This is a genomic window from Lachnoanaerobaculum orale, from assembly GCF_003862485.1.
Classification (GTDB): domain Bacteria; phylum Bacillota; class Clostridia; order Lachnospirales; family Lachnospiraceae; genus Lachnoanaerobaculum; species Lachnoanaerobaculum orale.
Genome location: NZ_RRCM01000001.1, coordinates 1,214,378 through 1,227,665, shown reverse-complemented (window position 1 = coordinate 1,227,665; position 13,288 = coordinate 1,214,378). Strand labels below are relative to the sequence as shown.

Annotated in this window: 10 protein-coding genes; 2 read left to right on the top strand and 8 right to left on the bottom strand. The window is 38.4% G+C overall.

Translation table 11 applies throughout. From position 1 onward, the window contains the following. The first annotated feature begins 146 nt into the window (after positions 1 to 146). Positions 147 to 2,072, top strand: coding sequence for a ribosomal protection-like ABC-F family protein (gene abc-f, locus EHW90_RS05940; protein WP_124951978.1), 1,926 nt, complete (start codon positions 147 to 149; stop codon positions 2,070 to 2,072). Between the two features lies 1 nt (position 2,073). Beyond that, positions 2,074 to 2,274, top strand: coding sequence for a hypothetical protein (locus EHW90_RS05935; RefSeq protein ID WP_060931444.1), 201 nt, complete (start codon positions 2,074 to 2,076; stop codon positions 2,272 to 2,274). Positions 2,275 to 2,310: 36 nt separating this feature from the next. Here EHW90_RS05935 and topA read toward each other — a convergent pair whose 3' ends face one another. The 8 genes from topA to EHW90_RS05895 all read right to left on the bottom strand — a co-directional run bounded on the left by topA (position 2,311) and on the right by EHW90_RS05895 (position 13,286). Then, on the bottom strand, positions 2,311 to 4,386 hold the full coding sequence (gene topA, locus EHW90_RS05930; protein WP_124951977.1) for a type I DNA topoisomerase: 2,076 nt from the start codon (positions 4,384 to 4,386) through the stop codon (positions 2,311 to 2,313). Between the two features lie 13 nt (positions 4,387 to 4,399). Next, entirely contained in the window at positions 4,400 to 5,515 is a 1,116-nt protein-coding gene (gene dprA / locus EHW90_RS05925; protein WP_124951976.1) for a DNA-processing protein DprA, read from the bottom strand. Between the two features lie 9 nt (positions 5,516 to 5,524). After that, on the bottom strand, positions 5,525 to 7,045 hold the full coding sequence (locus EHW90_RS05920) for a YifB family Mg chelatase-like AAA ATPase (RefSeq protein ID WP_124951975.1): 1,521 nt from the start codon (positions 7,043 to 7,045) through the stop codon (positions 5,525 to 5,527). 82 nt (positions 7,046 to 7,127) lie between these two features. Further along, positions 7,128 to 8,195, bottom strand: coding sequence for a UDP-glucose 4-epimerase GalE (gene galE, locus EHW90_RS05915; protein WP_124951974.1), 1,068 nt, complete (start codon positions 8,193 to 8,195; stop codon positions 7,128 to 7,130). Between the two features lie 102 nt (positions 8,196 to 8,297). Further along, entirely contained in the window at positions 8,298 to 9,476 is a 1,179-nt protein-coding gene (locus EHW90_RS05910; protein WP_124951973.1) for a phosphoribosylaminoimidazolecarboxamide formyltransferase, read from the bottom strand. Continuing rightward, the gene (locus EHW90_RS05905; RefSeq protein ID WP_124951972.1) at positions 9,476 to 10,174 is read right to left on the bottom strand and encodes an IMP cyclohydrolase; all 699 of its coding nucleotides are present in this window, start codon (positions 10,172 to 10,174) and stop codon (positions 9,476 to 9,478) included. The genes EHW90_RS05910 and EHW90_RS05905 overlap by 1 nt, the downstream gene beginning before the upstream one ends. 8 nt (positions 10,175 to 10,182) lie before the next feature. After that, the gene (locus tag EHW90_RS05900) at positions 10,183 to 11,541 is read right to left on the bottom strand and encodes an ABC transporter permease (protein WP_124951971.1); all 1,359 of its coding nucleotides are present in this window, start codon (positions 11,539 to 11,541) and stop codon (positions 10,183 to 10,185) included. Continuing rightward, the gene (locus EHW90_RS05895; RefSeq protein ID WP_124951970.1) at positions 11,541 to 13,286 is read right to left on the bottom strand and encodes a COG1361 S-layer family protein; all 1,746 of its coding nucleotides are present in this window, start codon (positions 13,284 to 13,286) and stop codon (positions 11,541 to 11,543) included. The genes EHW90_RS05900 and EHW90_RS05895 overlap by 1 nt, the downstream gene beginning before the upstream one ends. Between the last annotated feature and the right edge of the window lie 2 nt (positions 13,287 to 13,288).

Below are 13,288 nucleotides of genomic sequence, written 5' to 3'. Positions count from 1 at the left end.
CTATTTCTTTGTTAAGAATTCTACAATTAGTATATTATTTATCAATATAATTGTCAATACAGATAATAACGGCATTCTTTACCCTTGCATTCAATTGCATGTATAGGATATACTTATGTGTATTATATAGTAAGGAGGCAAATTGTTTGATTTTAAATGCCACTAATATATCAAAATCATTTGGAAGTAATGAGATAATAAAGGATGCAACCTTTCTTGTCAATGAACATGAAAAGGTAGCCATTGTAGGTGTAAACGGTGCCGGAAAAACCACACTTTTGAAAATACTTACCGGAGAAGAGAGCGCCGATAGCGGCAGCATTACACTTGCAAAGGACGCAAAACTCGGATATTTACGCCAGATCAATAATGTGGACTCTGCACTAAGCATTATTGATGAATTATATACAGTTATAGAACCTATATTGAATATGGAAAAGAGAATGTCACAAATGCAGGAAGATATGAAGCATTTGACAGGCAGTGAATTGGAGGAGTTATACTCTTCTTACACCGCTCTTACACATAGCTATGAACTTATGGACGGATACGCCGCCAAAAGCAGAGTTGTAGGTATCTTAAAGGGACTTGGCTTTGAAGAAATCGACTTTGACAGAAAAATAAACACATTGTCAGGAGGTCAAAAAACAAGAGTTTTCCTTGCAAAGCTTTTGCTTGAAGAACCTGACATTATACTTTTGGACGAGCCTACAAACCACCTTGACTTAAGAAGTATAGAGTGGCTTGAATCATATCTTTTAAACTATAAGGGTGCTGTAATTATTGTATCTCACGACAGATATTTTCTTGATAAGATAGTAAGCAAGGTTATTGATATAGAAAACGGTAATGTACAGATGTATCTCGGTAACTATACAGACTTCTCAAATAAAAAGCAGATGCTCTTGGATGCCAAGATGAAGGAATATCTGAATCAGCAGCAGGAAATCAAGCATCAGGAAGCAGTTATTACAAAGCTTAAGCAGTTTAACAGAGAAAAATCAATAAAGAGAGCCGAAAGCAGGCAAAAACAGCTTGAAAAGATAGAAAGGGTAGAAGCACCGCAGACATACAGTGAAAATATGAGACTGTCTTTAGATATCTCAAAGGAAAGCGGCAAGGATGTTTTAACCGTACACAATCTTTCAAAGAGCTTTGATCACAAAAAACTATTTTGGGATATAAACTTTGAGATAAAAAGAGGTGAAAGAGTCGCTATAATAGGTGACAACGGTACAGGAAAGACTACACTTTTAAAAATTATAAACGGTCTTTTAGAACCGGATACAGGTGAAGTCATCTACGGATCAAATGTATCCGTTGCCTACTATGACCAGGAACATCAGGTACTTCATATGGACAAGACTTTGTTTGACGAGCTTTCAGATACCTATCCCGAGATGACAAATACTCAGATAAGAAATATTTTGGCGGCATTTCTCTTTACCGGGGAGGATGTATACAAAAAGATAGCAGATCTCTCAGGTGGTGAAAGAGGTAGAGTATCTCTGGTAAAGCTTATGCTCTCAAAAGCAAATTTTTTACTTTTGGATGAGCCTACAAACCACCTTGATATAGTAAGTAAGGATGTACTTGAAAATGCTTTGAACAACTTTCCGGGCACTGTCTGCTATGTTTCACATGACAGATACTTTATCAATAAGACCGCTACAAGAATACTTGACCTTACTGAAAACCGACTTTTAAACTATATAGGAAACTACGATTATTACATTGAAAAAAGAGAAGCCGTAGAGGAAGCCGCAAACCTTACAAGCACCGAACAGGCTGAAAAACCGGTAGATGTTTCAGAGTCAAAGAAAGAATGGATTGACAATAAGACCGCACTGGCTCAAAAAAAGAAAGTAAAGAATGCTCTAAACAAATGTGAAAAAGAGATTTCAGAGATTGAGGATAAATTACAATCGATTGATGAGGAATTTGCAAACCCTGAGAATGCTTCAAATGTCGGCAAACTTATGGAACTTCAAAAACAAAAAGAGGCTCTTGAAAAAAGGCTTGATAAGCTGATGGAAGACTGGGAAGAGCTTACCCTACAGATGGAGGAATAGAATGAAGAGAATTTTTGCAATAATACTGCTTTTGATACTTATTTTCAGCTTACTTGCTACAGTCTATGTCGCAATATTTACAAGTAATACAAAGTTGCTCTTTGTCTTTCTTTTTATAGATATTGTAATGCCTGTAATAGTCTATGCGTATATAATAATAACAAAACAGATAAGAAACCTTGATAAAAAGGATGAGGAATAAAAAAGCCTGTGAGAAAATCTCTCACAGGTCTTTTTATTACTCTTTAGGCTTATTTTCCGTATATCCGCATTCTTCATTCATACATAGAAGTTTGTTTCCCTTTTCCACCATATATGAACCGCATTTCGGACATTTTATTGCTGAAGGCTTATTCCATGACATAAAGTCACATTCAGGAGCATTGCTGCATCCGTAATAGATTCTGCCCTTCTTTGTCTTTTTGATAACCACATCACCGCCACATTTCGGGCAGGACACCCCGATCTTTTCAAAGTAAGGCTTGGTGTTCTTACACTCAGGGAAGCCCGGACAGGCTAAGAACTTTCCGTGCGGTCCGTATTTTATAACCATATTTCTGCCACAGTTCTCACAAATAACATCGGTAACCTCATCGGCTATCTTTACATTCTCAAGCTCCTTTGAAGCCTGATCTACAGCAGACTCAAGATCCGGATAAAAGTTTGATACTACAGTCTTCCAATTTACCTTACCGTCTCCGACAGAGTCAAGCAACTGCTCCAAATTGGCTGTAAATTCCTTATCCACAATACTTCCGAAGTAATTTACCATCATAGAGTTCACTATCTGACCAAGCTCAGTGACATACAGATTTTTTTGCTCTTTTACCACATAATGCCTTGCCATAATAGTTGTAATGGTAGGTGCGTATGTAGACGGACGACCTATTCCCTGCTCTTCAAGTGCTTTTACAAGACTTGCCTCGGTATAGTGTGCAGGCGGCTGTGTAAAATGCTGTAAATCTATAAGCTTTACAAGCTCCAGCTCATCTCCGACTTTTAGCTTACCTATGACGGCATCCGAACTTGCCTTTTCTTCATCGTCATCTGTATATACACTCATAAATCCGTCAAATACAATCTTTGAACCTGACATTGTAAAAATATATTCACCTGCACCAAGCTTTACTGACGTTGTTTTATACTTTGCATTTTCCATTCTGCTTGCAACAAACCTTTTCCAGATAAGTTGATACAGTCTGAAAAGTTCTCTGGGTAAAGATTCTTTTACCATAGCAGGAGTAAGTGTAACATCTGTAGGTCTGATAGCCTCATGCGCATCTTGAACATTTGTCTTTGCATTCTTTGTGACAGTATTCTTTGATACATATTCATCGCCATATGTCTTACCGACAAACTCTCTTGCTGCAGTATCCGCCTCTGCGGCAACTCTTGTAGAGTCTGTACGCAGATATGTGATAAGTGCAATCGTACCCTTGCCCTCTATATCCACACCTTCATATAACTGTTGTGCAAGTCTCATTGTCTTTTGCGTGGAATAATTTAACTTCTTGCTGGCTTCCTGTTGAAGAGTGGATGTTGTAAAAGGAATAGGCGCCTTTTTTACTCTCTCACCCTCATTTATCTCTGAAACCACATATTTTGCATCCTTTAAGGCTTCAAGGATTTTATCCATCTCTTCTTTATTATTTATAGCAAGCTTCGTATTGGTACCGTAGAACTTGGCATTTACACTTTTTTTGGAATACTCGGTCAAAAGCTCCGCTTCAAGGCTCCAATACTCCTCAGGTATGAACGCATCTATCTGCGCTTCTCTGTCACAAATCATTCTAAGCGCTACAGACTGAACTCTACCTGCGGAAAGTCCCCTCTTTACCTTTGCCCAAAGAAGCGGACTTATAGAGTAACCCACCATTCTGTCAAGCACTCTTCTTGCCTGTTGTGCATCTACCAGATTCATATCAAGCTGCCTTGGATGTTTGATGGCATCCTTTATAGCATTTTTTGTAATCTCATTGAAACTGATACGGTATACCTTCTTGTCCGTATCGTCAAGCTTAAGAGCCTTTGACAAATGCCAACTTATAGCCTCTCCCTCTCGGTCGGGGTCGGTCGCAAGATATATCTTATCAGCCTTTTTGACATCTTTTTTCAGTTTAGCAAGCAACTCGCCTTTTCCCCTTATAGTAATATATTTCGGCTCAAAATCATGCTCCACATCAATACCCATAGTTGACTTGGGTAAATCCCTAACATGTCCGTTTGAGGCTGTAACCTCATATCCGGTACCCAAATATTTCTTTATGGTCTTTACCTTTGCAGGCGACTCCACTATCACTAAACTTCCAGCCATTTTAACCCCTTACTTAATTTATCCTCTTACAATAATAATTTGATGAAACCTGTACTATAAAACCTTCCAATTCAAGTAATAAAAGTGAGCTAAGCACTTCCGATATATCTAAAGCACTCTCCTTAATTATGTCATCAATATACTTCGGTTTTAAATCAAGGCAACTATAAACCTTTTTATCATTCTTTGCAAGCATATTAAGGTTTTTTTCATTATATACTTGAATTTTCCTATCAACATTCAGGTCAAGTGCCTCTAAAATATCACTTGGCGAAGAAATAATACCTGCTCCGTCCGCAATCAGCTTATTACATCCGAGGCTCATACAGTCTGTTATTCTGCCGGGAAGTGCAAATACTTCTCTGCCCTGATCAAGAGCATGTGAAGCCGTTATAAGTGAGCCCGACTTTAATCTTGCCTCTATCACCACTATAATATCCGCAAGCCCCGATATTATACGATTTCTTATAGGAAAGTTTAGCTTAAGCGGATTCGTTCCAAGCGGAAATTCAGATATTACACCTCCGAAATCCTTTTCACACAGTTTGTTGTACAGATTAAAATTACTCTCAGGATAACATACATTTACTCCCGTGCCAAGTACGGCATAGGTTTTGCCGACTCCTTCAACCGCACCTTCATGAGCCTTTGTATCCACCCCGAGTGCCATACCGCTTATAATATCCACACCGCTTTGAGCAAGCTCTCTTGCAATAAACCTTGCCATACCAAGTCCGTATTCACTTGCACTTCTGCTGCCGACTATTGCTACACTTTTTTTATTTTGCGGAACATCTCCTTTTACAAAGATTCCGAAGGGATAATCCCTTATATTAAGAAGTTTTTGTGGGTAATCGTCTTCAAACGGCAGAATAAATCTTATTTTTCTATCGGGAAGTGATAAATATTCCTCATGTAATTCATCTGTTTTTAACTTTAAACTTAAGATAGCCCTTATCTGCTTTTCACTTAACTTAAGACTTGTCTTTAATGTGTCAAAATCCATTTCAAAAATCTTATTAACCGGCCTTATTCTTTCATAAATCATTCTTTTTGAGCAATATCCAAGCTCTGTAAGTGAAGAAAGTAAAAATAAGCTTTCCTTATCCGACATTTCACAAATTTGCATATTCCCTCCTTACCAATATTTATCCTCCAAAGAGCGATATGATATCGCCTCACATATATCCGCATGTTCAATATTTTCATGCTCGTTAAAATCCGCTACCGTTCTTGCTACTTTCAATATCTTATGCAGTCCTCTTACACTCATCTTTTTTGCTTCATATAGATTGGAAAGAAAAATATCATCCTTTTCACTTAAAGCGCAGAACTTGTTTATTAAATTTGGAGGAATCTCTGAATTATAAGAAAAATCATAATCTTTATATCTGTTTAACTGAATATCTCTTACTTTTTCTATATACTTTTTCATCTCTTCACTGCTTACATTGTGAAAATCACCCTTTAACTCTTCATACTTTATCATGGAAGTCTCTACAGTAATATCAACCCTGTCAAGCAGAGGCTTTGATATCCTTGACAGATACTTTTTCACCTGCGCCTCATTGCAGCTGCATTTACTTCTGTCAGGATAGTAGCCGCATTTGCAAGGATTTGTCGCCGCCACCAGCATAAAATCGGCAGGATAATCAATGCTTGCATTCACTCTTGCAATACTTACAGTCTTATTTTCCATAGGCTGTCTTAAAACCTCTATTGTATTTGTCTTAAACTCTGCAAGCTCATCAAGAAAAAGTACGCCTTTATGTGCCAAAGATATTTCTCCCGGCTTTGGAACTCTGCCTCCGCCTGACAATGCCTGTGGCGAGACCGTATGATGTGGTGCTCTGTAAGGTCTTATCTTTAAAATAGGCTCCTTTGAGTTTAACAGTCCGCATACACTGTATATTTTAGATACTTCAAGTGCCTCTTCATCAGTCATATTCGGCATTATTCCGGGGATTCTTTGTGCGATCATACTCTTACCTGTACCTGCAGGACCTATGAAAAGAATATTATGTCTGCCTGCAACTGCGATTTGAACTGCTCTTTTTAACAGAATTTGCCCGTTAACATCACTGAAATCGCTGTATTTTCTTTCTTGTGGGGGTAATACTGCTTTATTGATATTTTCATTATAAGTCTTTTCATTATTCAAAATTTCAATAAGATCTTTTAGATTTTTTATACCGATATTTTTTATACCTGCTACTATATTTGCTTCCGCCAGATTGTCATATGGGAGAAATATATTTTTAAAACCCGCCTCCTTTGCAAATATAACTATAGGAAGCACGCCCCTTATAGGCAAAAGCTCACCGCTTAATGAAAGCTCTCCTACAAACATAGACTCGTTTAGAATATCGGATTTTATAACACCGAGTGCCTCAAGTATTGATATGGCAATAGGCAAATCATAGCCGCATCCTTCTTTTTTTATTTCTGCAGGTGAAAGATTTATAACAATTTTTCTGGGATAAAAAGAAATTTTAGAATTTTTTATAGCGGTCTTTACTCTGTCCGCCGCCTCTTTGACTTCACTTGATAAGGAGCCTATCAGAATGATTCCGGGAAGTCCGTCTCCTATATCGGTCTCACAACAGACATGAAATGCATTGATACCCAAAAGACCTGCTGTATTTATTTGACTTAACATAATCTCCTTTATTTATTAAATTGTACAAAGCGGTCAGGGACTTTATGGATAATTACCTTAAAGCCCCAAAACCTACACTAATTTACTTTCTCATAACTGAAGCGTCTTTTCTGACAACTATATCCGAATTGTCCTCTTCAAATCCGTTCGGATTGTTCTTTTGCCATCTGAACGAATCTCTGCACATATCCTCTATGTTCTTTTGTGCCTTCCATCCAAGCTCTTCGGCTGCCTTTGTAGGGTCGGCATAACAAGCCGGTACATCACCTGCTCTTCTGTCCTTGAACACATAGTTGATCTTTAAGTCGTTTACCTTTTCAAAGGCGTTTATAACATCGAGTACACTGTATCCTATACCTGTTCCGAGGTTATAAATATCCACCTTACCCGGACTCTTCATCATCTTCTCAAGGGCCTTAACATGTCCCTTTGCAAGATCTACCACGTGGATATAATCTCTGACACATGTACCGTCCTTAGTATCATAGTCATTACCGAACACTCCAAGGCAAACCAGTTTGCCTACAGCCACCTGTGTAATATACGGTAAAAGATTGTTCGGAATACCCTTAGGATTTTCACCTATTCTGCCAGACTCATGTGCTCCGATAGGGTTAAAATATCTAAGCAACATTACGGAGAAGTTATTGTTTGCAGTATGAATATCCGTCAAAATCTGCTCAAGCATACCCTTGGTTCTTCCGTAAGGGTTGGTAATAACACCCATAGGCGCATCCTCTGTTATAGGCACTACCTTAGGGTCTCCGTATACTGTGGCACTTGAAGAGAATACTATTTTTTCAACACCGAACTCTCTCATAACTTCACATAAAATCAAGGTACCTGTGATATTGTTGTGATAGTACTCAAGAGGCTTATATACGGACTCGCCAACGGCCTTAAGTCCTGCAAAGTGTATAACCGCATCTATCTTATTTTCCTTGAACACTTTTGTTAAAGCGTTTTTGTTTAATAAATCCACCTCATAGAAACGCAAAGACTTTCCGGTAATCTCTTCAACTCTTTTTAGAGATTCCCTTGATGAATTTACCAAATTATCTACTACAACTACTTCATATCCTGCATTCAAGAGTTCAACGCAGGTATGACTTCCAATATAACCGGCACCTCCGGTAACTAATATTGACATAAATCCTCCAAAATATCAGTTTTTTAAACTGTAATAAATATATTGATTATTTAAATTTTATAATAAAATATATATTAAATCAACAAATATTTATTTGAAAACTTAGTGGTGGAAAAGCCTGATACCTGTGAAAGCCATTGTCATATTGTACTTGTCACAACACTCTATAACCGCGTCATCTCTTAGTGAACCTCCCGGTTGTGCTATATACTCCACACCGCTTCTTTTTGCTCTTTCTATATTGTCGCTGAAAGGAAAAAATGCATCCGAGCCGAGACAAACTCCGCTTAGATTCTTTAACCACTCTTTTTTTGCTTCCCTTGTAAACTCACTAGGCCTTTGTGTAAAAAGATGCTCCCACATACCGTCTAATAAAAGTTCTTCCACACTGTTGTCGCCGATATATACATCTATTGCATTATCTCTGTCGGCTCTTTTTATACCGTCTTTAAAAGGAAGATCAAGTACACATTTTGCCTGTCTTAAAAACCAGTTGTCGGCCTTATTTCCTGCAAGTCTTGTACAATGAATCCTTGACTGCTGCCCGGCACCTATACCTATTGCCTGCCCGTCTTTTACATAGCATACGGAATTTGACTGAGTATACTTTAATATTATCAATGAGATGAGCAAATCAAGTTTCTTATCTTCAGGAAGATTCTTATTTTTTGTTACAATATTTTCAAGTAGCGACTTATTTATATCCAGATTGTTGTGCCCCTGCTCAAAAGTAATACCGAAGACCTGCTTTTTTTCAATATCGTCAGGACTGTAATTTTCATCAATTTGAATAATATTGTATTTGCCGTTTTTCTTTGCCTTAAGTATCTCAAGTGCTTCATCACAAAATCCCGGAGCTATCACACCGTCCGATACTTCTCTTTTTATAAGCAGTGCGGTCTCTTTATCACAGATATCACTAAGTGCGATAAAGTCTCCGAATGAAGACATTCTGTCCGCACCTCTGGCTCTTGCGTAGGCACTTGCAAGCGGACTGAGTGTAAGATCGTCTACCCAATATATCTTTTTTAAAACCTCATCAAGCTCTAAACCTATGGCAGCTCCTGCAGGTGAAACATGCTTAAAACTTGTTGCTGCAGGCATATTACTTACCTTTTTAAGCTCAGATACCAGCTGCCAACCGTTCAGCGCATCTAAAAGATTGATATATCCCGGATTGCCGCATAATACCTTTATAGGAAGTTCGCTGTCGTTTTCCATATAAATCTTTGCAGGCTTTTGATTCGGATTGCAGCCGTATTTTAAAATCAGTTCCTTCATTAGATACCCTCCAATTTATTCTTGATTATTTGCTCATACTTGCCTGTAGCCATATCAATATATCTTACCGCAAGTGATATTTTATTGTCGGTATTAAGAGAATTCCACAGTGAATTACAAAATTCATCTATGCTTCCCTTTAAACTTACCTTAACAGGCTCGCCTTCAAAGCTTTTTAGCGGATCCGAGTTTTCTTTGTAGGTGTGGATTAAAAATCCTTCACCCGGTTTCGGGTTGTCATAGTTATAGAAAAATCTAAGTGCTTGAGACTCGTCTCCCTCATCACTTTTTAATATGGAAAGTTTCAGTTTGAGTCCTGATTCAATGTCTATAAGCCCTGATATTCTCGGAGTGAAATTCGGTGCATCAGGTTCAAAAGTTCTTGTATACAGCGCATCCTCAAAAGTCTTTTTATCCTTAAGATACTCATATATTGTATCTGTCTGATCTCCGTTTGTTACAATGATTTTCTTTCCGAGAACACGTACAGGTGAGTATATTATAAGTGAAGGATCGCTTAAAAGACTCTCATCAAAAGCCTTTGTCTTTATATCGTCATTACTTACCTCAAATACTCTGTTTCTCGAGTTGGTACTCCTTCCCATGATAAAGTACGCAAATACGGCCCTGTTATTCTCAGATTTGCCTAATATGATACCTCTGCCCGGATACTCTTTAGCTGCCAGATAATCAAACATAAAACCTCCTAATCGTTTCTAAGTGCTGTAAGCGGACTCAGCTTCATAGCCCTAAGTGAAGGGAAAAATCCTGCCAGCATACCTATTATGACTGCAAAGATTATTGCGGATACTACAAACCAAAGCGGTATTCTGGAAATATCTCCCTCAACTCCCGAAACTGAAGCGGCAACGCCTAAAGCATTTATTACAATTGAAATAATAAAACTAAAAATCACTCCGGTCAAGCCGCCTATAAGTCCTATGGCACCCGACTCTATAAGAAACATATCTCTGATACGGTTCATATCACAGCCTAAGACCTTCATGATTCCTATTTCTTTGGTTCTCTCATATATACTCATCATCATGGTATTGGCGATACCTATAGATGCAACAAAAAGTGATACCGCTCCTATGCCGCCAAGCACCATCTGAATCATATTTGTAGAAGCCTTACTCTGCTCAATCCACTCCATCTGTGACTCGGCCTGATAACCCATCTCCGTGATTTGTTTTTGCACCGCCATTACATTTTTCATATCATCCACATAAACCTTTGCCGAATCATATACGAGATACTTTAGAGGTTTGCCTTTTTTTGTAGTGGGCTGATCCGGGATAAGTCTGTTTTTATATATTTTCTTTAATATCACCTTTAGAGCATCTATATTACAGTAGATTCCGTAGCTGTAATTATTATAATTGTCATATTCATCCATAGATGCACCGCCCTTTACAACACCTGCCGTTTCAATGATGTATTTCTTTGGAGGCTTTGGTGCATTCTCACCGCCTGCATTTGCCTTTTCAAAGGAATCCGTATCAAAAATAACAAACATAGGCTTATAGTAGTCAACATTCGGAAGCTTATTTGTATCATAAAAAGACTCACTTGGCTTCTTCTGATTAAAAAAATCTCTTATTACAAAATTCCCGTACACAAACTCAAGTTTTTTCTTATCTTTAGGCAGGTGACCGCTCTCAAGCTGTATCTCATCCATGTAGTCGTCACCTACACCGTATATCTGTTCTCTCAACATATACGGACCCTGCATTACAATAACGGATGTTGACAATACAGGCGATACTCCCTCTACATGTTCAAGCCTTGAAAAAGATTTTATCGTTTCATCTTTTATGTATATGGGCTCTGACTTTTTGCTTGTATCATTCTGTCTCGTATACGGAACGGATACATCAATCGCCTTTAAAGATCCCGACTGTGCGATACTCTCTTTGTTAAGCTCGTCAAGTCCTATACCAAGCGAGAGCATCGTAACCACGGAAGCGGTACCTATCATTACACCAAGCACTGTAAGCACAGTTCTCAGCTTTCTTCTTTTAAGATTTGAAATACTTAATTTGAGTAAATCAAGTACTTTCATTATACCTGCTCCTTCTTATTCTTTCTCTTCTTCAATACAACAATCAATATAACAGCCGCAACTAAAGCACCTGCAATAATAAAAGGAACTACATTAAAGTGATTAGTTTCATTATCCGCTATATCAGGTTCTGCAATATCGGTTTCTTCCTCGGCTGCTTCCGTGACATTTAATATAAAATCTTTAGTCTCCTCGGTTACATTACCGTTTTCATCCTCATAACTTATAATCAAGTTTATCTTACCGTCATCGCTTGTTACCGCTTTTCCCGTCAGATTCACATCCACATTTCCGCTTTCACCGGGCTTTATATTACCTATATAAGCTTCATTTTCTTTGATTGAATCCGCTCTGAATTTTGCCATAAGATTATAAAGTACCACTTTTCCCGTGTTATTTATCTGAAAAGTGACATTTGAGTCGTCCCCTACGCTTATTGTATCGGGATTTATATCAAAGCTTCCGACATTCATCCTTGCCACCTGCTTTACAGGAATATCTACAGTTACCTTGTCTGTAGCATTTTTAAACTCAGGCGAATCGTACTGTTCATTTATCGTTATAGAATATGATCTCTGATCGACACCTGCTCTTGCAGTCATTCTAAGCTTAAGTTCCGTAGTCTGATTGGCAGGCAGTGAATTGACCGCATGAGAACTTGAACCTTCTTCCATGCTGAAAACCGCACTGTCATTTGCCTTTTCGGATTCCAATGTAAATAAGATATTGCTTGCCGGCACACTTGCGGAAGCGTTCTTCATTGTTATAAAGAGCTCAAAGCTCTCTCCGGCAAAGACGTCCTTAGGCTCCGTTCTGTAGCTGTCCACCACTATTCTTGCCTTGGTTCTGTCATTAGGGTTAAACTCACCTGCAGCGGTCGTGGTCTCATCCTTATCCTTATTATCAATATGTACAAAGAACTGCTCCTCAGCCTTTTTTAGTTCCCCTTCGCTGCTGTCACGATAATTTATCTCAAGTTTTATAGGATAGTATCCGGTATAGGTGTTTTTTTGTATGGCAAAGCTGTAGTCAAGACTTACCATACCGCCGCTCTCTATCTTATCAAAATGTCTGTCATAGTTTGCATCGTTTATCTCAAAAGGAAAAACCGTACTGTCCTTATCCATTACCATATGTGCAGTAACGTCAAATGCGGTAAGTTTTCCGGTATTTGCCATATTCAGGCTGAAATTAAGAACATCGGGATACTTTCCCCTTGGTGTAGCCTGTCCCTCACCTATAGTAAAATCCACATCTTTCACAGCTTCGGATTCATTACTGCTTTCATTGGCGGCAGATTTTTGAATATATACATTTATATATTCCTGTATGCCCCTGCCGCTGTCCTTATCATCTGCCAGATATACAGGTATGCCGTAGTAACCTTCGGGAATATCCCTTCTTACTCTGGCTGAAATAGTGATATTTTTCTTTTTACCCTTGGTTATCTTACCCACATGCTTTCTGTCCGTGGTCTCTGAGGTAAGTTCAAAAGGAAACTCCACATCATCTTCATCATCTCCGTCATCATATGCTATACCTGCCCAAGCGTCACCGTAGTCGGAACCTGTCTCCACATAGAAGGTAACGCTCATTATCTTACCTGTCTTACCCACAGGTATCTTGTCCTGATGAAATACTCCGTTGCCCTCTATGTTTTTGGGCTTGCCAAAGCTTTGCAAAGGCAAAAGCAATATCGTTATAAAAACTAAAAATATTCCGAAAATTTTCCTGATACTTCTCATAC